A 25511-nucleotide genomic window follows, 5' to 3' on the forward strand; every position below is an offset into this window, starting at 1 on the left:
CCGCAATGTCTTGCGTCATACATCGACCTGAAAAACCGAGTCGATTATGGATTCAATAGAGAGATTTCAGGTCGGCGTAGCTCATCAGCATCCCCGGATCAGTCCCCTCTCCCTCCGGGAGAGGGCTACAGTGAGGGGGCTTTTGATTCAGTCGTGGTCTTCAAGGTATTGCAATGCCATCCGCTCAGTCGCCACTTTCACCGGCGGCAACAGATGCGGCGCCACCAGCATCATGATCTGGTACACGACCAATCTGACCTCACCCTCTCGATCCAGAATCCGCTGATAATCCAGCGAAAACAGCAACGTCATGGTGATCTGCTCAACCAGTTGCCCCAATGCTTGTGTATCACTGACCAGTTGCCCCGAAGCCTTCAAGCGCGCCAGTAACGACGCCAGCGTGCGCTTCAGCGCATTGAGCAGATGACGAATGCCCTTGGCCAGTTTCGGCAAGCGTCCGGCGAGGTTCGACAGGTCCTGAAACAGAAACCGGTACTGCGCCAGCCGCTCGACGATCAAATGCAAAAACAGCCAGTAGTCCTCCGGCGCCAGTTCCACATCCGAGGGCGGATCGAGCAGTGGCGCGAGTTCATTCTGGAAACGTTCGAATAACCCGAGAATCAGCGGCTCTTTGCCATGGAAGTGGTAGTAGAGGTTGCCCGGGCTGATCCCCATTTCATTGGCCACCTCCATGGTGGAGACATTCGGCTCGCCCTTTTCGTTGAACAGTTGCAAAGCACATTCGAGAATCCGGTCGCGGGTTTTCATCCAGTCTTCTTAGAAAAGTTCGGTTAAGCGTCAGCGCACACGCACGTAAGTACCGGGCGCTGCCTCCATCGGTGGATAGTTCGGGTTGCCGAGGGTGAACGTGGTTTCGTGTTGCGCCCCGGAGCGTTGCTGAATCCACTCCAGCCACTGCGGCCACCAACTGCCGTCGACGTGCTTGCCGTCGTAGTACCAGGCCCGCGGGTCGCTGCTCATCTTGCCGTTGTCGATGTACGCGGCTTTCGGATTGCTCGGCGGGTTGAGGATGCTCTGCACGTGACCGCTGTTGGACAGCACGAAACGCCGTTCGCCGCCGAGCAGCAGGGTCGAGCGATACACCGCATCCCACGGGGTGATGTGGTCGTTCATGCCGGCGACGCTGAAGCTGTCGACAGTGACTTTCTGCAGGTCGATCGGCGTGCCGCACACTTCCAGGCCACCCGGATGGGTCAGCGGGTTGTGCTTGAAGAAGTCCAGCAGGTCGCCGTGAAATGCCGCCGGCAGCCGGGTGTTGTCGTTGTTCCAGTAGAGGATGTCGAAGGCTGGCGGCTCTTTGCCCAGCAGGTAATTGTTGACGAAGTAGCTCCAGATCAAATCGTTGGGGCGCATCCAGGCGAAGACCTTGGCCATGTCGCGACCATCGAGCACGCCTTTCTGGTACGAGCGGCGCTTGGCGGCTTCCAGGGTCTGTTCGTCGGCGAAGAGAGTGGCCGGGGTTTCGATCTGGCTGTCGAGCAGGCTGACCAGGTAGGTCGCACTGGAGACGCGGCGCAGTTGCCGTTTGGCCTGCAAATGCCCTTGCAGGGCGGCGATGGTCAGGCCGCCGGCGCAGGCACCCATCAGGTTGACCTCGCGGGCGCCGGTGATCGCCCGGCAGATGTTCATCGCCTCTTCCACCGCCTCGACATACGTCGACAGGCCCCATTCGCGATGGCGCACATCCGGGTTGCGCCAACTGATCATGAAGGTCTGCAAGCCGTTTTTCAGTGCGTACTGGACGAAGCTGTTGTGTGGGCTGAGGTCGAAAATGTAGTACTTGTTGATTTGCGGCGGCACCACCAGCAGTGGTTTGGCGTACTGCTTTTCGCTCATCGGTCTGTACTGGATCAGCTCCAGCATCTCGTTGCGAAACACCACCGAGCCGGTGGTGGTGGCGACGGTCTTGCCGACCTCGAAAGCCTGCTTGGTCACTTGGCGCGGCAGGCCATCGTTGTGCAGCAAGTCATCGAACAAATGGCTGAGACCACGCACCAGACTGTGCCCGCCGGAGTTGAACAGCTCCTTGACCGCCAGCGGGTTGAGCAAGGTGTTCGACGGTGCCACGGCATCATTGAGCAGGGTGAAAGCGAAGTGCGCGCGGGCGCGATCGTCATCACTCATGTTGCTTTCGTCGATCCAGCTTTTGACCTGTTTTTGCCAGGCCAGATAGGCCTGCAGGCTGCGTCGGTAGAACGGGTTGAGGCTCCACGCCGGATCAGCGAAACGGCTGTCGTTCGGATTGGTCGGGTGCAGGGTTTCGCCAAGCAGCACGCGACCCAATTGGCCGCCGAGTTTCAACGCGTGCTTCGCACTGTGGATCGGGTTGCGCAGGCCATGGGCTGCCACACTGCGCAAGGTCGAAATCAAATCCCGGCCACGCAGGCCAGTGATCGCACTTTGTGCATTGATGAACACGGCGGGGCTGGGCACCACGCCCGTCGCTGGTTTGTCGCGCATGACTCAACACTCCTTCGTCTTCAGGCCAAAAACAAACTCACCGAACCAGAACACCATAGACGCTGTTGCGGGTTGCTGCCTGCGCGGCGTCCTGCCGCGCACTCCATAACGCTTGCATAAAGCCTGCCGCAGCGGTTAACCGCCCAGCGGTGTCGGATGCGGGTGCATCACTGCACGCTGACGTTCCTCCTGGAGAAATTTCATGATGATCGGCGCCACCGCTTCGGCACGGGTAATCAGGAACAGATGACCGTCGTCGATGATGTGCAGTTGCGCGTTGGGAATGCGCCAGGCGAGCATGCGCATGTTGATCAGCGGGATCAGCGGATCGTCATCGCCGGCTAGCACCAGCGTCGGTTGATGGATCTTGTGCAGCCAGTGAATGCTGGTCCAGCCGAGGCCTGCGAACAGTTGCCAGTAGTAACCGAGCTTGCCCGCCGAACGCACTTTCGCCGCATGGCTGGCTGCCAGCGTCGGGTCACGACGGAACGAGCCGCCGTAAATCAGCGGGGCAATGCGGATAACGTGGGAAGGCTGAATGTAGCGCCGCGGACTGGCCATCATCCACAGCACTTTCGGCTTGCCCGGCACCATCACCGCACCGGCCGCGGTCGCCGCCAGCACCAGTTTCTTGCAGCGCTCGGGGTAGTCGTAAGCGAACTGTTGCGCCAAGGCGCCGCCCCACGACACGCCGATGACGTTGACCTGACCGTAGTCGAGGTAATCGAGCATCCTCGACGTCAGCTTGGCCAGCCCGGGAAAGCGATACGGCCGGTTCGGCGTCGACGAGCCGCCGACACCGGGCACGTCGAAGGCGATCACTTCCAGGTCCGGGTCCAGCGCCGCGACAAACGGAAACACCAGCTCCAGGTTGGCGCCGATGCCGTTGAAAATCAGCAAGGGCGTCAAGTGAGGCTTGCCGGGGCGTACCGCCGTGCGGAGGGTCTGGCCATCCAGATCGACGGTACGGAATATGAACGGTTGCGGCATGCTTCAGGCCCTGTGGATTTCAAGTACACCCGATTCCCTGTGTAGGAGCTGCCGAAGGCTGCGATCTTTTGATCTTGATTTTAAAAACAGAATCAAAAGATCGCAGCCTGCGGCAGCTCCTGCATTGGGCAGGGTGGTGTCAGTTACCGCTCGTGAACGTAAGTGCCCGGCGAGGCTTCACCCGCCGGATACGCTTTGTTGCCCAGTTTCAGCGGGGCCTTTTTCAGGTTGCCCGAGCGCTCGGCCTGCCACGCCTGCCAGTACAGCCACCAGGAGTCGGTGTGCTTGGTCGAGTTCTCTTGCCAGTCATCGGCATTGGCGGCCATTTCTTCGCCGGTCATGTAGCGCGATTTCGGGTTGCCCGGCGGGTTCAGAATGCTCTGGATATGCCCGCTGCTCGACAGCACGAACTCGACCTTGCCACCAAACAACTGCGCCGACTTGTAGCAGGACTTCCACGGGGTGATGTGGTCGTTGGTGCCGGCCAGCGAGAAGATGTCGGCCGTGACCTGCTTGAGGTCGATCGGCGTGCCGCACACTTCCAGTGCATTCGGGCGGATCAGTGGATTGTTTTTGAACATCTCGATCAGGTCGCCATGGAACGCGGCGGGCAACCGGGTGGTGTCGTTGTTCCAGAACAGGATGTCGAACACCGGCGGCTCGTTGCCGAGCAGGTAGTTGTTGACCCAGTAGTTCCAGATCAGGTCGTTGGGGCGCATCCAGGCGAAGACCTTGGCCATGTCTTTGCCTTCGAGCACGCCGGCCTGATACGAATGGCGCTTGGCGGTCTCCAGGGTCTGCTCGTCGACGAACAGGGCGACGTCGCTGTCCAGCGTCGTGTCGAGCACGCTGACCAGCAGCGTGAGGGCATTGACCTTCTTCTCGCCGATCGCCGCGTAGTGGCCGAGCAGGGCGGTGCAGGTGATGCCGCCGGAGCAGGCGCCGAGCATGTTCACGTCTTTGCTGCCGGTGATCGCGGTGACCACGTCGACGGCTTCTTTCAATGCATCGATGTAGGTCGACAGGCCCCACTCGCGCTGGGCCTTGGTCGGGTTGCGCCAGCTGACGATGAACGTCTGCACGTTATTGCGCAGGCAGAAGCGCGCCAGACTTTTGTCCGGGCTCAAATCGAATACGTAGAACTTGTTGATCTGCGGCGGCACCACCAGCAGTGGGCGCTCGTGGACTTGCTCGGTGATCGGCTTGTACTGAATCAGCTCCAGCACGTCGTTGCGAAACACCACCGCGCCCTCGGTGACACCGAGGCTCTTGCCGACCTCGAACGCGCCCATGTTGACCTGGCTCGGCATGCCGCCGTTATGGACCAGATCCTTGGCCAGGTGCGAGAGGCCATCGAGCAGGCTCTTGCCGCCGGTTTCGAAGAAGCGTTTCACCGCCGCCGGGTTGGCGGCGGTGTTGGTCGGGGCCATGGCTTCGGTCATCAGGTTGATCACGAAGTGGCCGCGGGCGATGTCTTTGGGTGACAGGCTGCTGTCATCAATCCAGGCATGGAGTTCCTTGCGCCACGCCAGGTAAGTTTGCAGATAACGTTTGTAGAGCGGGTTCTGGCTCCACGCAGGATCGGCGAAGCGACGGTCATCGCCAGCCGGTTGCAATTCGGATTTACCAAACAACACGTTCTTCAGTTCGAGGCCGAAATGGGTGACGTGCCTGACGCTATGGATCGGTTGTTTGATGGCCTGTTTCAGCACCATACGAGCAGAGGCCAGCAGATCCTTTCCGCGTAGCCCAACGACGGGATTAAGCCCCAGGGTGTTTTCCGAGGCTTGGTACTTCAAGTCATCGTTATTCTTGTTACTCATCTACGACGCTCCATTGTCCTGAGACGAGTACCCGGTTTTCTGCTGTGCAGTTCCACAGCCAATGCCAGGTACTACTGCTCGGGTGACCGTTAATTCTGCATAGCTGCTTTACAGTCGTAGAGCACTGCAGGGAACTTGCCAGCTCCATTGGTTACCCGAGTTTAATTTTTTTCGCAAGCAGGCCGATCCTCGGCCACACAGCAGAGCATTCAAACAGATGAATTTAGAAAATGCCCTCTAAAGAGCAAGAGTCTCGGGCTAGAGCATCAGCTTGACGATCGACTCGTCCGGATCGCGGGTTTTTCCGGCGGCTTTGAGCTCGGCCAGATAATCGGCCCAGAGTGCGTCATGACGTCGCCCAAGCTCATAGAGATAATCCCAAGTGAACAAGCCACTGTCGTGACCATCGTCGAAGGTCAGTTTCAGTGCGTAATGACCGGCCGGTTCCAGTTTGCTCAGACCGACATTGAGCTTGCCGAATTGCAGGATCGGTTTGCCGTGGCCCTGGACCTCGGCGGAGGGGGAATGCACGCGCAGGAATTCCGCGGGCAGGGTGTATTCCTCGCCGGACGCGTAGGTGAGCGTCAGGGTTTTCGAGGCTTTGTGCAGTTTGATGTCGGTAGGAATAGTAGTCATTGCAGGTCATCCGACTAGAGGAACACCCTGTAGGAGCTGCCGAAGGCTGCGATCTGTTGATCTTGCTTTTTAACAAACTCAAGTCAAAAGATCGCAGCCTGCGGCAGCTCCTACAGGGACGGTGACCTACAGGATATAACGGGACAGGTCTTCGTTCTGCGCCAATTCGCCGAGGTGGCTGTTGACGTATTCGGCGTCGATCAGGATCGGCTTCTCATCGTGGGTGCTGGCCAGATCACCGGCGCTGAACGACACCTCCTCCAGCAGACGCTCAAGCAGCGTATGCAGGCGACGGGCACCGATGTTTTCGGTCTTCTCGTTGACCTGCCAGGCGATCTCCGCCAGACGCTTGATGCCTTCCGGCTGGAACTGGATGTTCAGGCCTTCGGTTTTCAGCAGCGCGCAATACTGCTCGGTGAGCGAAGCGTGCGGCTCGCTGAGGATGCGTTCGAAATCCGACGGGCTCAGCGCCTTGAGTTCGACACGGATCGGCAGACGGCCTTGCAGCTCCGGCACCAGATCGCTCGGCTTGCTCAGGTGGAACGCGCCGGAGGCGATGAACAGGATGTGGTCAGTCTTGACCATGCCCAGTTTGGTGTTGACGGTGCAGCCTTCGATCAGCGGCAGCAGGTCGCGCTGCACGCCTTCACGGGACACATCGGCACCGCCGACATTACCGCGCTTGGCAACTTTGTCGATCTCGTCGATGAACACGATGCCGTGCTGTTCAACCGCTTCCAGCGCCTTGGCTTTCAGCTCTTCTTCGTTGACCAGACGCCCGGCTTCTTCGTCGCGCACCAGTTTCAGCGCTTCTTTGACCTTGAGCTTGCGCGACTTCTTCTTGCCCTTGCCCATATTGGCAAACAGCGACTGCAGCTGGTTGGTCATCTCTTCCATGCCCGGCGGCGTGGCGATTTCGATGCCGGCCATTTCGGCCACTTCGATCTCGATTTCCTTGTCGTCCAGCTGACCTTCGCGCAGGCGCTTGCGGAACAGCTGGCGGGTGTTGGAATCGGAGCTTGGCGCTTCTTCATTGCTGAAGCCCATGCGCGCCGGCGGCAGCAGTGCGTCGAGGATACGGTCCTCGGCAGCGTCTTCAGCGCGATGGCGAACGCGGGTCATTTCCTGCTCGCGGAGCATCTTGATCGCGGCGTCAGCCAGATCACGGATGATCGATTCGACGTCACGACCGACGTAGCCGACTTCGGTGAACTTGGTCGCTTCGACTTTGATGAACGGGGCGTTGGCCAGTTTCGCCAGGCGACGGGCGATCTCGGTTTTACCGACACCGGTCGGGCCGATCATCAGGATGTTTTTCGGGGTCACTTCAACGCGCAGCTCTTCAGGCAGCTGCATGCGGCGCCAGCGGTTGCGCAGGGCAATCGCGACGGCGCGCTTGGCATCGTCCTGGCCGATGATATGGCGGTTGAGTTCGTGGACGATTTCGCGGGGAGTCATGGACATAGTAATTGACGGTCCTCAAGCAGAAACAAGCCGTGGCACAGGGCCGCGTCAGGCTTATTCAGCGAGATCCTGCTCCTCAATGGTCTGAGTGTGGTTGGTGAATACACAGATGTCGCCGGCGATACCGAGGGCGGTTTCGACGATTTCACGGGCCGACAGGTCGGTCTTTTTCAGCAGCGCGCTGGCCGCGGCTTGCGCATAGGCACCGCCGGAACCCATGGCGATCAGGCCATCTTCGGGCTCGACCACGTCACCGTTGCCAGTGATGATCAGCGAAGCGTCCTTGTTGGCAACCGCGAGCATGGCTTCGAGGCGGCTCAGGGAGCGGTCGGTGCGCCATTCTTTGGCGAGTTCGACAGCGGCGCGCACCAGGTGGCCCTGATGTTTCTCAAGCTGGCCTTCGAAGCGTTCGAAGAGGGTAAAGGCGTCGGCGGTGGCACCGGCAAAACCGGCGATGACCTGGCCGTGGTACAGGCGACGGACTTTTTTCGCGTTGCCTTTCATCACGGTATTGCCGAGAGAAACCTGGCCGTCGCCGCCCATGACGACTTTGCCGTGACGGCGGACTGAAACGATGGTGGTCAAGGGAAGAGTCTCCACACAGCGGGGCGAAAGTGCCTTATGCCCATTCATATGGGGGTGCTGGAGAGGATTTCAACCGGGGAGGGTGCGGAGGGACGAACGGCGACCCCCTGTAGGAGCTGCCGAAGGCTGCGATCTTTTGATCTTGATCTGAAACAAAATCAAAAGATCGCAGCCTTCGGCAGCTCCTACAGGGGATTTGTGGCGCCCGTGTGGGAGGGAATCAGCGGCTCTGGCGTTGTTGTAACAACAGGTTGCTGAAGCCGGCACCGGCCAGTTGTTTCTGCGCGGTGGTCAGTTGTTCACGGTTGCTGAACGGGCCGACCAAAACGCGATACCAGGTTTCATCCTTCACTGTGCCGGACTCAACCGCTACCGCCTGACCGAGCAGAATGATCTGCGCGCGAACCTTGTCGGCATCGGTTTCCTTGCGGAACGAACCGGCCTGGAGGAAGAACTTGGTCACTGGCGCCGCTTTGCTCACCGGTGGTGCTGGCGGCGGGGTAATCCCGGCCAGCGCCGCCTGAGCGCGCGCGGTGTCGATCTTCGCCGCTTCCGCCGGGGTCACCGGTGTTGTCGGGATGGCCGGCACTTGTGGCGTCGGCAAAGTCTTCTCCGGCACCGCGTCCGGCGGCACGATCACTTCCGATTCCGGCAGCAGGGTGTAGAAGTCGTACTTCGGCTTCACCGGTTGCGTCGGGCTCGGCGGGGTCTTGTTGGCCTCGGCGATCTTCGACGCTTTCTGCTGTTGCGCCTGTTCGACTTTCTCGCGCTTGACTGTGTCGCTGCCTTTGCCCGGCTCCAGCTTCATCAGGAACACGATAAACGCGCCGACCGTCAGGCCGATGGCCATCCACAGCCAACCCGGAATCGGTTGCTTCGCAGGAGCTTGGTAACGGCTGGCGCCACGCTTGGGTGCAGGTTTTTTCTTGGCAGCCAACTTACATACGCTCCAGAGTTTCCAGACCCAACAGCTCCAGGCCTTGCTTGAGGGTGCGACCGGTCAGCGCGGCCAGGCGCAGACGGCTCTGCATCTGGGCCGGGGTCTCGGCGGCGAGGATCGGGCAGTTCTCGTAGAAACTGGAGAACAGACCGGCAACGTCGTACAGATAAGTGCAGAGAATGTGCGGCGTGCCTTTGTCGGACACGTTGTTCAGCACTTCGCCGAACTGCGCCAGTTTCGCCGCCAGCTCTTGCTCGTGCGCGGCTTCGAGGACGATCTGGCCGTCGACTTCGCTGAAGTCCTTGCCCAGTTTGCGGAACACGCCGGCCACACGGGTATAGGCGTACAGCAGGTACGGTGCGGTGTTGCCTTCGAAGTTCAGCATCAGGTCGAAGTTGAAGCTGTAGTCGCTGGTGCGGTGCTTCGACAGGTCGGCGTATTTTACCGCGCCGATACCGACGACCTTGGCGATGTTGCGCAATTCGTCTTCGGCCAGTTCCGGGTTCTTCTCTTTCACCAGGTTGTAGGCGCGTTCCTGCGCTTCGGTCAGCAGGTCGATCAGCTTCACGGTGCCGCCGTCACGGGTTTTGAACGGACGGCCATCGGCGCCGTTCATGGTGCCGAAGCCCATGTGCTCCATTTCCATCGGATGGGTCACGAAACCGGCCTTGCGCGCTACAGCGAACACTTGCTGGAAGTGCAGGGCCTGGCGCTGATCGACAAAGTACAGCGCGCGATCGGCTTTCAGCTTGCCGCTGCGGTAGCGCACGGCGGCGAGGTCAGTGGTGGCGTACAGATAGCCGCCGTCAGCCTTGACGATGATCACCGGCAGCGGGTCGCCGTCGGCGTTCTTGAACTCGTCGAGGAACACGCACTGGGCGCCGTTGCTCTCGACCAACATGCCAGCGGCTTTCAAGTCGTTGACCACGTTGATCAGGTCGTCGTTGTAGGCGCTTTCGCCCATCACGTCGGCCATGGTCAGTTTGACGTTGAGCAGTTCGTAGATTTTCTGGCAGTGCGACAGCGAGATGTCCTTGAACCGGGTCCACAGCGCCAGGCACTCGGCATCGCCGGCCTGCAGCTTGACCACCAGACCACGGGCGCGGTCGGCGAACTCTGCGGATTCGTCGAAACGCTGTTTGGCGGCGCGGTAGAAGTTTTCCAGGTCGGACAGCTCGTCGCTGGTGATCGGGTTTTCCTGCAGATACGCCATCAACATGCCGAACTGGGTGCCCCAGTCGCCAACGTGGTTCTGGCGGATCACTTCGTCGCCGAGGAATTCCAGCACGCGCGCCACACCGTCGCCGATGATGGTCGAGCGCAAGTGGCCGACGTGCATCTCTTTTGCCAGGTTCGGCGCCGACAGATCGACCACGGTGCGCTGCGCCGGGCCGGCCTTGCGCACGCCAACGTGAGCATCGGCCAGTGCGGCATCGAGGCGGTTGGCCAGAGCCTGGGTGTTCTGGAAGAAATTGATGAAGCCCGGGCCAGCGATTTCGGCCTTGGTGACGTTCTCGTCAGCCGGCAGCGCGGCGATGATTTTTTCCGCGAGATCGCGCGGCTTCATGCCCGCAGGCTTGGCCAGCATCATCGCGATGTTGCTGGCGAAGTCGCCGTGGGTCTTGTCACGGGCGTTCTCCACCTGAATCGCCGGCGACAGGCCTTCAGGCAACACACCTTCGTTGACGAGTTGGGTGAGGGCTTGTTGGATCAGCTGGCGAATGGTGTCTTTCATGGTCTTCTCTTTCGACCGCAAGCGCGGCGGGCGCATCGATGCGCGGGTGGAAAAACTGGGCATTATCCGTTGCGAAGACGGGCTTGCCAACCTTAGCAGGCAGCTTATGGATATGTGGTGACATTCAGGTCAACAGATCGCCGCCTTCGGCAGCTCCTACACGGGGATACGCATTTTGCTGTAGGAGCTGCCGCAGGCTGCGATCTTTTGATCTTCAATACAAATCGACGGGATCGACATCCAGCGACCAGCGCACCGCGCGCCCGCTCGGCATCTGCTCCAGCGCCAGCAACCAACTGGCCAGCAACCGATGCAGCGGCGCCCGTGCTGTCGCCTGCAACAACAACTGCGCGCGATAACGTCCGGCACGGCGTTCCATCGGCGCCGGCACTGGCCCGAGCAGTTCGATGCCGGTCAAATTTTGTTCAGCCAGCAAGCGCTCAGCCTCGCTGCACGCCTCATCGAGAAAACCTTCCGCCTGCCCCGGCTTGTGCGCTTCGGCGCGCAACAACGCCAGATGCGCAAACGGCGGCAGGCCGGCGGCGCGACGCTCGCTCAGAGCCTGTTCGGCGAAGGCGAAATAACCCTGTTCGGTAAGTTGCACCAATAAAGGATGGTCGGCGAGGTGGGTCTGAATGATTACCTTGCCCGGCTCTTCCGCCCGCCCGGCACGGCCGGCGACTTGTACGATCAATTGCGCCATCCGTTCGCTGGCGCGGAAGTCGCCGGAGAACAGGCCACCGTCAGCATCCAGAATCGATACCAGCGTCACCCGTGGAAAATGGTGCCCCTTGGCCAACATCTGCGTGCCGACCAGAATGCACGGCTGGCCCTTCTGAATCGTCGCGAACAGCTGATTCATCGCGTCCTTGCGCGACGTGCTGTCACGGTCGACGCGCAGTACCGGGTAATCGGGAAACAGAATTGCCAGACGTTCCTCGGCACGCTCGGTGCCGGCGCCGACCGGGCGCAGATCGACCTTGTTGCACTTCGGGCACTGGCGCGGCGTGCGTTCGACGTAGCCACAGTGGTGGCAGCGCAGTTCGCCGTAGCGTTGGTGCACGGTCATCCGCGCGTCGCAGCGCGAGCATTCGGACATCCAGCCGCAATCGTGGCAGAGCAGTGTCGGCGCAAATCCGCGACGGTTGAGGAACACCAGCACCTGTTGGCCGTTGGCGAGCGTCTGGCCGATGGCCTGCTGCATCGGTCCGGAAATCCCACTGTCCAGTGGACGGCTTTTCACATCCAGGCGCAGGAAACGTGGTTGCTTGGCACCGCCGGCACGTTCATTCAGGCGTAGGAGGCCGTAACGGCCGGTGTAGGCGTTGTGCAGACTTTCCAGCGATGGCGTCGCGGAGCCGAGCACGATCGGGATGTTTTCCTGCCGCGCACGCACCAGCGCCAGATCACGGGCGTGGTAGCGCAAACCTTCCTGCTGTTTATAAGAGCCGTCGTGCTCTTCGTCGATGATGATCAGCCCGGGGTTTTTCATCGGCGTGAACAGCGCTGAACGGGTACCGATAATAATGTCGGCCTCGCCATCGCGGGCGGCGAGCCAGGCGTCGAGGCGCTCGCGATCATTGACCGCCGAGTGCAGCAGGGCGATGCGCGCGTTGAAGCGCTGCTCGAAGCGCGCCAGGGTCTGCGGGCCGAGGTTGATCTCCGGGATCAGCACCAGCGCCTGTTTGCCGGCTTCGAGGGTTTCGCGAATCAGCTGTAGATAGACTTCGGTCTTGCCGCTGCCGGTAACCCCAGCCAGGAGAAACGCGTGATAACTGTCGAATCCGGCGCGAATCGCTTCATACGCGGCGCGCTGCTCGGTGTTCAGCGGCAATTCCGGTTGCGCCAGCCAGTGCTCATGGCGCACGCCAGGTGCATGGCGGCGGATTTCCACTTGCACCAGGTTTTTCGCCAGCAGCAGATCAAGGCTGTCCTTGCTCAGCATCAGTTTGCTCAGCAACTGATGGGCGACGCCATGTGGATGCTGAGCCAGCGTCGCCAAGGCCTCACGCTGGCGCGGGGCGCGGGCGATGCGCGGATCATCAAGGCTGGCGCCGGGCACGATCGACCAGAAACGTTCCTGCCGCGCCTCGGCCAGCTCGCCTTGGCGCAGCAGCACCGGCAGTGCCCAGCTCAGGGTGTCGCCGAGGCTGTGCTGATAATACTGCGAAGTCCACAGGCACAACTTGAACAGCGCCGGTGGCAACGGCGGCGTGGCATCAAGCAGGGCCAGCGCCGGTTTGAGTTTTTCCACCGGCACTTCGCTGGTGTCGGTGACCTCGACCAGAATCCCGATCATCTCGCGCCGACCGAACGGCACCCGCAGGCGCATGCCTGGCTGCAATTGCTCACGCAGCACACCGGCCGGGGCCCGATAATCGAACAGGCGGCGCAAGGGCGAAGGCAGGGCGAGGCGCAGAATGGCGTCGGGCACGCGGGGGGATCTCGATCAACAGACGATTAAAAGGACTGTGTACATAACCTGTGGGAGCGAGCCTGCTCGCGAAAGCGGTGTGTCAGACGACGAAAATGCTGGCTGATAGATCGTCTTCGCGAGCAGGCTCGCTCCCACAGGGACAGCGCAATGGGCCGGGAGCCTAGCAGACGGTCGGTCTCGGTGACAGCTTGCGTGATTGAAAAGGTCTGGTAGAATCCGCGGCCTAATTACGTGCGGTATTCAACAATAGTGTTGGGTGGCGGCACGCTAGCCTGAGGAATACACCATGAAAGCCGATATCCACCCGAATTACCCAGAAATCGCTGTTACCTGCTCGTGCGGTAACAAGTTCGAAACTCGTTCGACCTTCGGCAAAGCCCTGGCGATCGACGTTTGCAACGAATGCCACCCGTTCTACACCGGTAAGCAGAAGACTCTGGACACCGGCGGCCGCGTGCAGAAGTTCGCAGACCGTTTCGCTACTTTCGGCGTTGGCAAAAAAGCCTGAGGCTGATCATTTTGGAAGGTCGTTTCGACTTCTCCAGACTGATGAAAAAGGCGTCCCTTGCGGGCGCCTTTTTTGTGTCTGCGATTTGGCTGTCCGTCGCCCAGGCCTTTTGCCCGGCGCCTGCAGGACTGACCAGCGTCACGGTGCAGCGCGTAGTCGATGGCGACACACTGCGCCTGAGCGATGGTCGCAGCGTACGGATGATCGGCCTCAACACGCCTGAACTGGGCAGGCAGGGTCGCAGCGACGAACCCTTCGCAGTGGCGGCACGCCAACGCCTGCAAGCGCTGGTCGATGCCAGCGGCGGACGTGTCGGTTTGCAGCCTGGCAAGCAAGCCAAAGACCATTACGGGCGTACGCTTGCGCATATTTACAGCGCCAGCGGCGCCAATCTCGAAGCGCAAATGCTCGCCGATGGCCTCGGTTTCCAGGTCGCAGTCGCGCCGAATGTCGATCTTGTTGCCTGTCAGCAAGCCGCCGAAAGCAGTGCGCGCAAGGCCGGACTGGGCCTCTGGCGGCAGTCGCCTGTACTGAAAGCGGAGCAGATCCAGCGCTCGGGTTTCGCCGTGATCAGTGGGCGTGTGAGCAAGGTTCAGCGCAATCGCGGCGGAATCTGGATCGAGTTGCAGGATGCGCTTGTATTGCGCGTTGCACCCAATCTGGTCGGACAATTCGACAATGCCCGTTTGCAGGCGCTCAAAGGCAAGCAGATCGAGGCTCGCGGCTGGATCGTCGATCGTTCGCGGCGCGGTGGGCTGCAATCCGGGCAGTCGCGTTGGTTGCTGCCGCTGACCGATTCTTCAATGTTGCAAAGATCACCCTGAAGAAAAATTGTAGACATTTTTTCTGTCGATTGTGAACAGTCCAGCCCTTGTACGCCGTGGCTCTTGGCCCAAAGTCGTAGGGCAGGGCGCTTGACAGGGGTGACCGCTCAGTCTTGTGGGGACTTTGCGAGGCGCGTATCCTCGCTGACCAGTCTGTCCAACAGTAAAAAGCGGAATGCCAAAATGTCTGATCTGAAAACTGCCGCTCTCGAATATCATGCCAATCCTCGTCCAGGGAAGCTGAGTGTCGAGCTCACCAAGGCCACTGCTACCGCTCGCGACTTGTCGCTGGCCTACAGCCCCGGCGTAGCTGAACCAGTGCGTGAGATCGCTCGCGATCCTGAACTGGCCTACAAATACACCGGCAAGGGCAACCTGGTTGCAGTCATTTCCGATGGCACCGCGATTCTCGGCCTGGGCAACCTCGGCCCATTGGCTTCCAAGCCAGTAATGGAAGGTAAAGGCGTTCTGTTCAAGCGCTTCGCCGGCATCGACGTTTTCGACATCGAAGTCGACTCCGAAAGCCCGCAAGCCTTCATCGACACCGTCAAGCGTATCTCCATCACCTTCGGTGGCATCAACCTGGAAGACATCAAGGCACCTGAGTGCTTTGAGATCGAACGTGCTCTGATTGAGCAGTGCGACATTCCGGTGTTCCACGATGACCAGCACGGCACCGCGATCGTGACCGCTGCGGGCATGATCAACGCCCTGGAAATCGCTGGCAAAACCCTGCCAGACGCCAAGATCGTCTGCCTGGGCGCCGGCGCTGCCGCCATCTCCTGCATGAAACTGCTGGTGAGCATGGGCGCTCGCATCGAAAACATCTTCATGGTTGACCGTACCGGTGTGATCCACTCCGGCCGTGACGACCTGAACCAGTACAAAGCCGTATTCGCTCACGCCACCGACAAGCGCACTCTGGCTGACGCACTGGCAGGCGCTGACGTGTTCGTCGGTCTGTCCGGCCCGAACCTGCTGAGCGCTGAAGGACTGCTGTCGATGGCGGCCAACCCGATCGTGTTCGCCTGCTCGAACCCGGATCCGGAAATCTCCCCGGAACTGGCGCACGCTACTCGCAGCGACGTGATCATGGCCACCGGCCGTTCGGACTACCCGAACCAGGTCAACAACGTACTGGGCTTCCCGTTCATCTTCCGTGGTGCTCTGGACGTTCGCGCCAAGCGCATCAACGAAGAAATGAAAGTGGCTGCCGCCAATGCCCTGCGTGAACTGGCCAAGCTGCCTGTTCCACAGGACGTGTGCGATGCCTACGGTGGCGCGCCGCTGGAGTTCGGCCGTGAGTACATCATTCCGAAGCCAATGGACAAGCGTCTGATCACGCTGATCTCCGACGCTGTGGCCAAAGCTGCGATCGAGACTGGTGTGGCGACCCTGCCATATCCGAAGAACTACCCGCTGAAAAGCGTGGATGACGTGTTCAACGGCTAAGCCGTTGTAGCGCTTCAACCGAAAGCCCCGGCTCGTGAGAGTCGGGGCTTTTTATTGCCTGAAGATCAAGAGCCCCTCACCCTAACCCTCTCCCTGAGTGAGAGGGGACTGACCGTGGGAGATTCGCGAGATACACCGACCTGAAAGTGCATTAGCGCCTATGGATTCAACACAGCACGTTCAGGTCGGCATCCCTCACCAGCATCCCCCAATCAGTTCCCTCTCCCACTGGGAGAGGGCTAGGGTGAGGGGCTCTTGATCTTCAGCCATAAAAAAGCCCCGCACTTCTCACGAAGGCGGGGCTTTTCAATGGCGCTGGATCAGAACAAATCGATCGGCGCCTGCTCATCCGCCGGCAGCGGGCTGCCCGGTACGGCGCCATTACCCAGCTCGTTCACCGACGGCGGTGTGTCCTCAGACTTGAACAGTTCGAAATACGCGCCCGGCGTGCTCGGTGTCGCCGCCCGGCCGCTGACCGGGTCCACCCGCAGGCTGAGGATGCCCTCCGGCTCAGGCTGCACGTGCGGCGGCTTGTCCTTCAGCGCAGCCGACATGTAGTTCATCCAGATCGGCAGCGCCACGGTGCCGCCGAATTCACGACGACCGAGGCTTTCTGGCTGGTCGAAACCGGTCCACACGGTGGTGACGTAATCGGCGTTGTAACCGGAGAACCAGGCATCTTTCGATTCGTTGGTAGTACCGGTTTTACCGGCGATATCGCTGCGGCCCATGGCCAGTGCGCGACGGCCGGTGCCGAGCTTGATCACGTCCTGCAACATGCTGTTGAGGATGTACGTGGTGCGCCCATCGACGATACGTTCCGCGACGGCGGGTGCTTGTGGCACAGCTGCGTTGCCCGGGGCTTCGCCCGGAACCGGCGCGGCATTGACCGTGAACGATTGAGTATCCGGCGCGGCGAAACCGTCCGTCGCCGAACCGCCCTGAGGCACGGTTGGCGGGTTGGCGAGAAACAGCGTGTCGCCGTTACGGCTTTCGATCTTGTCGATGATGTACGGGGTGATCTTGTAGCCGCCGTTGGCGAACGTACTCCAACCGGTCGCAATTTCCATCGGCGTCAGCGTTGCAGTGCCCAGCGCCAGCGACAGGTTGGGCGGCAGATCCTGCTTGTTGAAGCCGAAACGGGTGATGTAGTCGATGGTCTTGCCTACGCCCATCGCCTGCAGCAAGCGGATAGACACCAGGTTACGCGACTTGTACAGCGCCTCGCGCAAGCGGATCGGGCCGAGGAAGGTGTTGGTGTCGTTCTTCGGACGCCAGACCTTGTCCAGGTACTCGTCGACGAACACGATCGGCGCGTCGTTGACCAGCGTGGCGGCGGTGTAGCCGCTATCCAGCGCAGCGCTGTAGACGAACGGCTTGAAGCTCGAGCCCGGCTGACGCTTGGCCTGCATCGCGCGGTTGTAGTTGCTCTGCTCGAAGGCAAAACCGCCGACCAGCGAGCGAATCGCACCGTTCTGCGGATCCAGCGACACCAGCGCACCTTGTGCCTGCGGAATCTGGCTGAACTTCAGCGAATTGTCTTTCTGACGCTGCACGCGAACCAGATCGCCGACCTGCGCCACATCCGACGGCTGGCGCGGATTGGCGCCCATGCTGTTGGTGTTGAGGAACGGTCGCGCCCATTTCATGGTGTCCCAGGCGACGTGTTCTTCGCCGGTGCGGGTCAGCACTTGCAGGCCGTTCTTGTCGACCTGGGTGACGATGGCCGGCTCCAGGCTGCTGATGGTGCGCTGCTTGGTCAGTTCGCTGGCCCACGCTTCGCGTGTCTTGCCCGGCAGGCGCGACTCGGGGCCGCGGTAACCGTGACGCTGGTCGTAGGTCATCAAACCTTCGTGCAGCGCGGTGTTGGCCATTTCCTGCAGGTTGCTCGGCACCGTGGTGGTGACGCGGAAACCTTCGGTGTAAGCGTCGCTGCCATAACGGCCGACCATTTCGGCGCGGGCCATTTCAGCGATGTACGGTGCGTTCACTTCCGGGGTCGGCACGTGATAGCTGGCGTTCAGCGGCTCGTTGATCGCCGCGGTGTAGTCCGCTTCGCTGATCTTGCCGAGCTTGTACATGCGCCCGAGGATCCAGTCGCGGCGCTCTTTGCTGCGCGCCGGGTTGGCCAGCGGGTTGAAGCGCGACGGCGCCTTCGGCAGGCCGGCGATCATCGCCATCTGCGCCAGACTGACATCTCGGATCGACTTGCCGTAATACACCTGCGCCGCTGCTTCGATGCCATAGGCGCGGTTGCCCAGATAGATCTTGTTCACGTACAGCTCAAGGATTTCATCCTTGGTCAGCTGCCGCTCGATCTGCAGCGCCAGAAGAATTTCCGTGGTTTTGCGCGAGAAGCTGCGTTCGCTGGTCAGGAAGAAGTTCTTCGCCACCTGCATGGTGATGGTGCTACCGCCAGACTGAATGTGCCCGCTTTTGACCAGTTGGGTCGCGGCGCGCATCAGGCTGCTCGGATCGACACCATAGTGGTTGGCAAAATTGTCGTCTTCAGCACTTAGTAACGCATTAATGAAATTGGGGGGAATGTCGGCGAAACGGATCGGTGTACGGCGCATTTCGCCAAATTCTGCGATCAACTTGTTGTCGCTGCTGTAGACCCGCAGCGGAATCTGCAACTGAATGCTTCGCAGGGCCTCCACAGACGGCAAACCCGGACTAAGGTAAAGAAACGCGCCGCTGAGACCTAAAAGCAGTCCGCAGAAAACGGCGACGATGGACCAACCGAAAAATTTCAGCAGACGAATCAAGGCTTTTGGACATCCAGGGCAAAGAATGAATTTGGCGACGGGGCTCCGGCTACACACAGAACCATCCGCGCTTGCAGTAAAAAGCGGAAAAAAACGCTGGGCATTATAAGCACTTTTCTGCTGGGGGCGTCATTTGCGCTTCTGTCAAGACGGGGTGAAGGAACGCAATGCGTATTACAGAGTCCGTAACTCACGGAAAGTCATAGGGAATTGGTAGTGCTGGGACTCTTCAATAAAAAGGCCAATACGTTACTGGGGATCGACATCAGTTCCACGTCAGTGAAGCTGCTGGAACTGAGCCGTCAGGGTGATCGTTACCGGGTCGAGGCGTATGCGGTAGAGCCATTGCCGGTCAATGCCGTGGTCGAAAAGAACATCGCCGAACTTGAAGGCGTCGGTCAGGCCCTGAGCCGTGTGCTGGTCAAGGCGCGCACCGGGCTCAAGAGCGTGGCCGTCGCGGTGGCCGGTTCCGCCGTGATCACCAAGATCATCGAGATGGACGCCGGGCTGTCCGACGACGAGCTGGAAAACCAGCTGAAGATCGAAGCCGACCAGTACATTCCCTATCCACTGGACGAAGTTGCCATCGATTTTGAAGTCCAGGGCGTGTCGCCGCGCAACCCTGAGCGGGTCAACGTGCTGCTGGCCGCTTGTCGTAAGGAAAACGTCGAAGTCCGCGAAGCGGCGTTGGCCCTCGCCGGGCTGACGGCACGGGTGGTCGATGTCGAGGCCTATGCCTTGGAGCGCTCCTTCGGCTTGCTGGCCACGCAATTGGCGGCTTCTCAGGAGCGCCTCACCGTCGCGGTGGTCGATATCGGCGCGACCATGACCACCCTCAGCGTCCTTCACAACGGCAAGATCATCTATACCCGCGAGCAATTGTTCGGCGGCCGGCAACTGACCGAGGAAATCCAGCGCCGCTATGGCCTGACCCTCGAACAAGCGGGGCTGGCGAAAAAGCAGGGCGGTCTGCCCGATGATTACATCAGCGAGGTCTTGCAGCCGTTTCGTGAGGCGCTGGTGCAACAGGTGTCGCGCTCCTTGCAGTTTTTCTTCGCTTCCGGGCAGTACAACGCGGTCGATCACATTCTGCTGGCCGGCGGCACGGCGTCGGTGCCGGGACTTGATCGTTTGATCGAGCAGCGCCTGAGTACGCCGACGCAAGTGGCCAACCCGTTCGCCAGCATGGCCTTGAGCAGCAAGGTCAATGCCGGTGCGCTGGCCAGTGATGCGCCGGCGCTGATGATCGCCTGCGGGCTCGCGCTCAGGAGTTTTGACTGATGGCGCGGATCAACCTCCTTCCGTGGCGCGAAGAACGTCGCGAAGAGCGGCGCAAACGCTTTCTGCTGGCCTTGATCGGCGTGGTGGTCGGCTCGGTCGGCGCAGTGCTGATTGCCGATCAAATCATCAGTGCCGCCATCGAGCGGCAAGTGGCGCGCAACGACTACATCGGCAAGCAGATCGCCGTGGTCGACGAACGGATCAAACAGATCAGCGATCTCAAGGCCCGTCGCCAGCAACTGGTCGAGCGCATGCGCATCATTCAGGACTTGCAGGGCAACCGGCAGATCAGCGGGCGCATCTTCGATCAACTGGCGCGCACGCTGCCGGACGGGGTGTATTTCACCGATGTGAAGATGGTCGGCAAAACCCTGTCGATCAGTGGCGCTGCGGAATCGAACAACCGGGTCTCGGACCTGATGCGCAATCTGGAGGCTTCCGAGTGGTTCGATGCGCCGAGTCTCAATGAGGTGAAAGCGACGACTGCAGGCCAGGTGGATCAGGCCAACACCTTTGAGCTGACGGTACGACAGAGCCAGCCCCGCACCGTGGAGGACGAGCAATGAAGCCGTCCGAGTGGCTGGAAAGTCTGCGCGACATCGATTTCAACGATCTTGATACCAGCAACATCGGCTCATGGCCGGCGGCAGTGAAAGCCATCGCCGGGGCGCTGTTGATGGTGTTGGTCCTGGCGCTTGGCTATAACTTTTTCATCAGTGACCTGGAAAACCAGCTGGAGGCCAAGCGCGAGGAAGAAGCCACGCTCAAGGAACAGTTCGCCAGCAAGGCGCGCCTGTCAGCCAACCTTGAGCTGTACACCCAGCAAATGAAGGAGATGGAAAACACCTTCGGCGTGTTGTTGCGCCAATTGCCCAGTGACACCGAAGTGCCGGGCCTGCTCGAAGACATCACCCGCACCGGTCTGGGCAGTGGCCTGGAGTTCGAGGAGATCAAGCTGCTGCCGGAGGTCACTCAGCAGTTTTATATCGAGCTGCCGATCCAGATCACCGTCACCGGCGCCTATCACGACCTGGCCACTTTCGTCAGTGGCGTGGCCGGGCTGCCGCGCATTGTCACCTTGCATGATTTCGAACTCGCTCCTGCCGATAAAGAGGGCGGGCCGAAGCTGCGCATGAGCATCCTTGCCAAGACCTATCGCTATAACGACAAGGGGCTGCAGAAATGAGCCCGATTCGTTACATCGCGTTGTCGATGACGCTGCTCGCGCTGAACGGTTGTGGTGGCAGCGATGACTTCAGTGATCTCGACGCCTATATGAACGAAGTGCGCCTGCGCCCGGCAGGCAGGATTGAACCAACCCCGACATTCCGGTCTTACCCAACATTCACTTACAGCGCTGCCAACTTGCGCAGTCCGTTCTCGCGCCAGGTGCGCGTCGATCTGGCCGGGCAGAAGCACGGCTCGCGCAATGTCAAACCCGACCCTAACCGGGTCAAGCAATACCTCGAAGGTTTCAACATCGAGCAGTTCGAGATGGTCGGCACGATTGCCAATGCTTCCGGCTCCTTCGCGTTGTTGCGCGGCGCTGGCGGTGTGCATCGCTTGAAGGTCGGCGATTACCTGGGGCGCAACGACGGTCGCATCGTTGCCATCAGCGCCACCCAGGTCGATGTGGTCGAGATCGTGCCCGACGGCGAAGGCGCCTGGCTGGAGCGTCCGCGCACCATTCCTTTGAAAGAGCACTCATAGTGGAAGTCGAATAATGAACAGGATTTTCTCCACCCTCGGTTTTTCGCTATGGATAGCGCTGATGTCGCCGATGGTACTCGCGGCCAATCTGAAGACGCTGGACGTGGCGGCGTTGCCGGGTGATCGCATCGAGCTGAAGTTGTCGTTCGACGGCCCACCGCCACAACCCAAGGGCTACACCACCGAATCACCAGCGCGGATTGCCCTGGATCTGCCCGGCGTCGCCAGTCAGTTGGCCAGCAAGAGCCTTGATCTGGGCAGCGGCAATGCACGCACGGCCACGGTGGTTGAGGCCAAGGAGCGCACGCGGCTGATTGTCAGCCTGACGCAACTGGCACCGTACACCACGCGGGTTGAGGGCAATAATCTGTTCGTGGTGGTCGGTCAGGGCGCACCGGCCATCGCGCCGCGTTCTGTTGCCGCTGCACCGCGCGCTACCGCGAAAGCGGCTGCGCCCGCCAAGGCATTTGTGCCGAAAAGCCGGGCGATTCGCGGTGTGGACTTCCAGCGTGGAACGGCAGGTGAAGGCAATGTCGTCATCGATCTGTCCGATCCGACCATAGCCCCGGATATCCAGGAGCATGACGGCAAGATCATCCTCAGCTTCGCGCGCACGCAGTTGCCGGACAAGCTGCGGGTACGCCTCGACGTCAAGGATTTCGCCACCCCGGTGCAATTCGTCAATGCCGGGGTAACCGCTGATCGCACGGTTATTACGATTGAACCCAGTGGCACCTATGAGTACTCCACCTTCCAGACCGACAACAAACTGACCGTCAGCATCCGCCCGATGACTGTCGATGACCTGCAAAAGCGTAACGCTGACCGCCAGGCGTACGTTGGTGAAAAGCTCTCGCTGAACTTCCAGGACATTGATGTGCGCTCGGTACTGCAACTGATCGCCGACTTCACCAACCTCAATCTGGTTGCCAGCGACACGGTGCAGGGTGGCATCACCTTGCGTCTGCAAAATGTGCCATGGGATCAGGCCCTGGATCTGGTGTTGAAAACCAAGGGCCTGGATAAACGCAAGATCGGCAATGTGCTGCTGGTGGCTCCGGCCGACGAAATCGCTGCCCGCGAGCGTCAGGAACTGGAGTCGCAGAAGCAGATCGCCGAACTGGCGCCGTTGCGCCGCGAACTGCTGCAAGTGAACTACGCCAAGGCGGCGGACATCGCCAAGCTGTTTCAGTCGGTGACCAGCGCCGAAGCAAAAATCGACGAACGCGGTTCGATTACCGTCGATGAGCGGACCAACAACATCATTGCCTACCAGACTCAGGATCGCCTCGACGAACTGCGGCGGATCGTGGCGCAGCTGGATATTCCGGTGCGTCAGGTGATGATCGAGGCACGGATTGTCGAGGCCAACGTCGATTACGACAAAAGCCTGGGCGTACGCTGGGGCGGGTCGATCCAGAACAAGGGCAACTGGAACACCTCGGGTGTGAGCAACGGCACATCGACCACCATCGGTACGCCGGGCAGCACCAGCACCAACTCGCCGTTCGTCGACATGGGTACGGTGGGCAATACCTCAGGGATCGGCATCGCCTTCATCACCGATAACGTGCTGCTCGATCTCGAGCTGACCGCGATGGAGAAGACCGGCAACGGTGAAATCGTCTCGCAGCCGAAGGTGGTCACCTCCGACAAAGAGACCGCAAAAATCCTCAAAGGCACCGAGATTCCGTATCAGGAAGCCAGTTCCAGCGGCGCGACGTCGGTGTCGTTCAAGGAGGCCTCGCTGTCACTGGAAGTCACCCCGCAGATAACCCCCGACAACCGCATCATCATGGAGGTCAAGGTCACGAAGGACGAACCGGATTACCTGAACAAAGTGCAGGATGTACCGCCGATCAAGAAAAACGAGGTCAACGCCAAGGTGCTGGTCAATGACGGCGAAACCATCGTGATTGGGGGCGTTTTCTCAAATACTCAAAGCAAGGTCGTAGATAAGGTGCCATTTCTTGGCGATGTGCCGTATCTTGGCCGCCTTTTCCGGCGTGATGTGGTTTCGGAGAAAAAATCCGAGCTGCTGGTATTTCTCACACCACGTATCATGAATAACCAGGCGATTGCTGTGAGTCGTTGATTCTGTGCGAAATTTGATTCTTGTAGGACCGATGGGCGCTGGAAAAAGCACCATCGGCCGGTTGCTGGCCAAAGAGCTGCGCCTGCCGTTCAAAGATTCCGACAAGGAAATTGAACTGCGCACGGGCGCCAATATCCCGTGGATCTTCGACAAGGAAGGCGAACCCGGCTTTCGTGACCGTGAGCAGGCGATGATCGCCGAGCTGTGCGCGTTCGATGGCGTGGTGTTGGCGACCGGCGGTGGCGCGGTGATGCGTGATGCCAATCGCAAGGCCCTGCATGAGGGGGGGCGAGTGGTGTATTTGCACGCCTCCGTGGAACAGCAGGTCGGCCGCACGTCGCGCGATCGCAATCGGCCGTTGCTGCGCACCGCCAATCCGGAAAAGACCCTGCGCGACTTGCTGGCGATCCGCGATCCGCTCTATCGGGAAATCGCCGATCTGGTGGTGGAAACCGACGAACGGCCACCACGCATGGTGGTGCTCGACATTCTCGATCGTCTGGCGCAACTTCCTCCCCGTTAAAGCATCGCTCGAAATGCGCTATCCTCGGCGTCCTGTCACAGCCCGCCGAGGTTGTGGCGGATGGTGTGCGAGCGGCGTCATACCCGCTATAGGCCGCAGACAACCAATAATTCAGGGCAGGACGCCTGCTTCCATCTTCACTGTGGGGACACATGCAGACACTCAAGGTCGATCTAGGCGAGCGCAGCTACCCGATTCATATTGGCGAAGGTTTGTTGGATCAGCCCGAGCTGCTGGCGCCGCATATCCATGGGCGGCAGGTGGCAATCATCTCCAACGAGACCGTTGCGCCGCTCTATCTTGAACGTCTGACCCGCAGCCTGGCGCAGTTCTCGGTGATTTCTGTGGTGTTGCCGGACGGCGAGGCCTTCAAGAACTGGGAAACCCTGCAACTGATCTTCGACGGCCTGCTGACCGCCCGTCATGATCGCCGCACCACTGTGATCGCTCTTGGCGGCGGTGTGATTGGCGACATGGCCGGTTTCGCCGCCGCCTGCTACCAGCGCGGCGTCGACTTCATCCAGATTCCTACCACCCTGCTGTCCCAGGTCGATTCGTCGGTGGGCGGCAAGACCGGCATCAACCATCCGCTGGGCAAGAACATGGTCGGCGCGTTCTACCAGCCGAATGTGGTGCTGATCGATACGGCATCCCTGAAAACCCTGCCAGAGCGTGAGCTGTCCGCCGGTCTGGCTGAAGTCATCAAGTACGGTCTGATCTGCGACGAGCCGTTCCTGACCTGGCTCGAAGACAATGTCGATGCCCTGCGCGCGCTGGACCAGAAAGCCCTGACTTATGCGATCGAGCGTTCTTGCGCAGCCAAGGCAGCGGTGGTTGGCGCCGATGAGAAGGAAACCGGCGTACGCGCCACGCTCAACCTCGGCCACACCTTTGGCCACGCCATCGAGACCCACATGGGCTATGGTGTCTGGTTGCACGGGGAAGCGGTCGCGGCTGGCACCGTGATGGCGCTGGACATGTCCGCGCGTCTGGGCTGGATCAGTGATGAGGAGCGTGATCGCGGCATTCGTTTGTTCCAGCGCGCCGGTCTGCCGGTGGTGCCGCCGACTGAAATGACCGAGGCTGATTTTCTTCAACACATGGCAATCGACAAAAAAGTGATCGACGGTCGTCTGCGCCTGGTGCTGCTGCGCCGGATGGGCGAAGCGGTAGTGACCGACGATTATCCGAAAGAGGTTCTACAGGCCACGCTGGGAGCGGATTACCGCGCCCTGGCTCAGCTTAAAGGTTAATAAGAT

Annotated in this window: 22 protein-coding genes; 11 read left to right on the plus strand and 11 right to left on the minus strand. The window is 60.3% G+C overall.

The features are described 5' to 3' along the window. Positions 1 to 147 precede the first annotated feature (147 nt). From QZR14_RS05930 to argS, 9 genes are all read right to left on the minus strand, one after another. A complete protein-coding gene (locus QZR14_RS05930) occupies positions 148 to 768 on the minus strand; it encodes a TetR/AcrR family transcriptional regulator (RefSeq protein ID WP_095187463.1) in 621 nt (206 codons plus the stop codon). Between the two features lie 30 nt (positions 769 to 798). Next, positions 799 to 2481: a class II poly(R)-hydroxyalkanoic acid synthase gene (phaC, locus tag QZR14_RS05935; RefSeq protein WP_194935815.1), complete on the minus strand. Its 1683-nt coding sequence runs from the start codon at positions 2479 to 2481 to the stop codon at positions 799 to 801. Positions 2482 to 2616: 135 nt separating this feature from the next. Further along, positions 2617 to 3471 (minus strand): poly(3-hydroxyalkanoate) depolymerase, encoded by an 855-nt coding sequence (gene phaZ / locus QZR14_RS05940; protein ID WP_034152967.1) that lies wholly within the window; start codon positions 3469 to 3471, stop codon positions 2617 to 2619. A 143-nt stretch (positions 3472 to 3614) separates the two neighbouring features. Further along, positions 3615 to 5294: a class II poly(R)-hydroxyalkanoic acid synthase gene (gene phaC, locus QZR14_RS05945; protein ID WP_250602830.1), complete on the minus strand. Its 1680-nt coding sequence runs from the start codon at positions 5292 to 5294 to the stop codon at positions 3615 to 3617. 258 nt (positions 5295 to 5552) lie between these two features. Next, entirely contained in the window at positions 5553 to 5930 is a 378-nt protein-coding gene (locus tag QZR14_RS05950) for a DUF971 domain-containing protein (protein ID WP_311996111.1), read from the minus strand. Between the two features lie 126 nt (positions 5931 to 6056). Then, a complete protein-coding gene (gene hslU / locus QZR14_RS05955) occupies positions 6057 to 7394 on the minus strand; it encodes an ATP-dependent protease ATPase subunit HslU (protein WP_250602832.1) in 1338 nt (445 codons plus the stop codon). A 54-nt stretch (positions 7395 to 7448) separates the two neighbouring features. Continuing rightward, positions 7449 to 7979, minus strand: coding sequence for an ATP-dependent protease subunit HslV (gene hslV, locus QZR14_RS05960; RefSeq protein WP_003186641.1), 531 nt, complete (start codon positions 7977 to 7979; stop codon positions 7449 to 7451). Between the two features lie 220 nt (positions 7980 to 8199). Further along, the gene (locus QZR14_RS05965; RefSeq protein WP_007909385.1) at positions 8200 to 8916 is read right to left on the minus strand and encodes an SPOR domain-containing protein; all 717 of its coding nucleotides are present in this window, start codon (positions 8914 to 8916) and stop codon (positions 8200 to 8202) included. Position 8917: 1 nt separating this feature from the next. Beyond that, complete coding sequence (argS, locus tag QZR14_RS05970; protein WP_311996112.1) at positions 8918 to 10654, minus strand: arginine--tRNA ligase; 1737 nt, start codon at positions 10652 to 10654, stop codon at positions 8918 to 8920. Here argS and QZR14_RS05975 point away from each other — a divergent pair. Next, complete coding sequence (locus tag QZR14_RS05975; protein ID WP_256579857.1) at positions 10653 to 10775, plus strand: hypothetical protein; 123 nt, start codon at positions 10653 to 10655, stop codon at positions 10773 to 10775. The two genes, argS and QZR14_RS05975, sit on opposite strands and share 2 nt — an antisense overlap. Positions 10776 to 10868: 93 nt before the next feature. Here the strand turns inward: QZR14_RS05975 and QZR14_RS05980 are convergent, their stop codons facing one another. Beyond that, the gene (locus tag QZR14_RS05980) at positions 10869 to 13088 is read right to left on the minus strand and encodes a primosomal protein N' (protein ID WP_250602834.1); all 2220 of its coding nucleotides are present in this window, start codon (positions 13086 to 13088) and stop codon (positions 10869 to 10871) included. Positions 13089 to 13377: 289 nt separating this feature from the next. Here QZR14_RS05980 and rpmE point away from each other — a divergent pair, with 289 nt between their 5' ends. The 3 genes from rpmE (at position 13378) to QZR14_RS05995 (ending at position 15875) form a co-directional block, all read left to right on the plus strand. Next, positions 13378 to 13599, plus strand: coding sequence for a 50S ribosomal protein L31 (rpmE, locus tag QZR14_RS05985; protein ID WP_064585593.1), 222 nt, complete (start codon positions 13378 to 13380; stop codon positions 13597 to 13599). A 41-nt stretch (positions 13600 to 13640) separates the two neighbouring features. Further along, on the plus strand, positions 13641 to 14423 hold the full coding sequence (locus QZR14_RS05990) for a thermonuclease family protein (RefSeq protein WP_311996234.1): 783 nt from the start codon (positions 13641 to 13643) through the stop codon (positions 14421 to 14423). Positions 14424 to 14606: 183 nt separating this feature from the next. Next, complete coding sequence (locus QZR14_RS05995; protein ID WP_007909407.1) at positions 14607 to 15875, plus strand: malic enzyme-like NAD(P)-binding protein; 1269 nt, start codon at positions 14607 to 14609, stop codon at positions 15873 to 15875. A 320-nt stretch (positions 15876 to 16195) separates the two neighbouring features. Here the strand turns inward: QZR14_RS05995 and QZR14_RS06000 are convergent, their stop codons facing one another. Then, complete coding sequence (locus QZR14_RS06000; protein ID WP_442967385.1) at positions 16196 to 18640, minus strand: penicillin-binding protein 1A; 2445 nt, start codon at positions 18638 to 18640, stop codon at positions 16196 to 16198. A 219-nt stretch (positions 18641 to 18859) separates the two neighbouring features. On the opposite strand from QZR14_RS06000, the gene QZR14_RS06005 reads away from it, so the two are divergent. The 7 genes from QZR14_RS06005 to aroB all read left to right on the plus strand — a co-directional run bounded on the left by QZR14_RS06005 (position 18860) and on the right by aroB (position 25505). Continuing rightward, complete coding sequence (locus QZR14_RS06005; RefSeq protein ID WP_250602836.1) at positions 18860 to 19924, plus strand: pilus assembly protein PilM; 1065 nt, start codon at positions 18860 to 18862, stop codon at positions 19922 to 19924. Beyond that, complete coding sequence (locus QZR14_RS06010) at positions 19924 to 20490, plus strand: PilN domain-containing protein (protein ID WP_311996114.1); 567 nt, start codon at positions 19924 to 19926, stop codon at positions 20488 to 20490. The genes QZR14_RS06005 and QZR14_RS06010 overlap by 1 nt, the downstream gene beginning before the upstream one ends. After that, positions 20487 to 21110 carry a type 4a pilus biogenesis protein PilO gene (pilO, locus tag QZR14_RS06015; protein ID WP_099757776.1) on the plus strand — a complete coding sequence of 208 codons (624 nt, stop codon included), beginning with the start codon at positions 20487 to 20489 and terminating at the stop codon, positions 21108 to 21110. The genes QZR14_RS06010 and pilO overlap by 4 nt, the downstream gene beginning before the upstream one ends. Then, on the plus strand, positions 21107 to 21634 hold the full coding sequence (locus QZR14_RS06020) for a pilus assembly protein PilP (protein ID WP_250602838.1): 528 nt from the start codon (positions 21107 to 21109) through the stop codon (positions 21632 to 21634). The genes pilO and QZR14_RS06020 overlap by 4 nt, the downstream gene beginning before the upstream one ends. Positions 21635 to 21647: 13 nt before the next feature. Continuing rightward, positions 21648 to 23729: a type IV pilus secretin PilQ family protein gene (gene pilQ / locus QZR14_RS06025; RefSeq protein WP_311996115.1), complete on the plus strand. Its 2082-nt coding sequence runs from the start codon at positions 21648 to 21650 to the stop codon at positions 23727 to 23729. A gap of 4 nt (positions 23730 to 23733) precedes the next feature. Continuing rightward, complete coding sequence (gene aroK, locus QZR14_RS06030; protein ID WP_011332081.1) at positions 23734 to 24252, plus strand: shikimate kinase AroK; 519 nt, start codon at positions 23734 to 23736, stop codon at positions 24250 to 24252. A gap of 152 nt (positions 24253 to 24404) precedes the next feature. Then, positions 24405 to 25505: a 3-dehydroquinate synthase gene (aroB, locus tag QZR14_RS06035; RefSeq protein ID WP_311996116.1), complete on the plus strand. Its 1101-nt coding sequence runs from the start codon at positions 24405 to 24407 to the stop codon at positions 25503 to 25505. The last annotated feature ends 6 nt before the right edge of the window (positions 25506 to 25511 follow it).

It is taken from the genome of Pseudomonas sp. rhizo66 (genome assembly GCF_031931925.1).
Taxonomy (GTDB): domain Bacteria; phylum Pseudomonadota; class Gammaproteobacteria; order Pseudomonadales; family Pseudomonadaceae; genus Aquipseudomonas.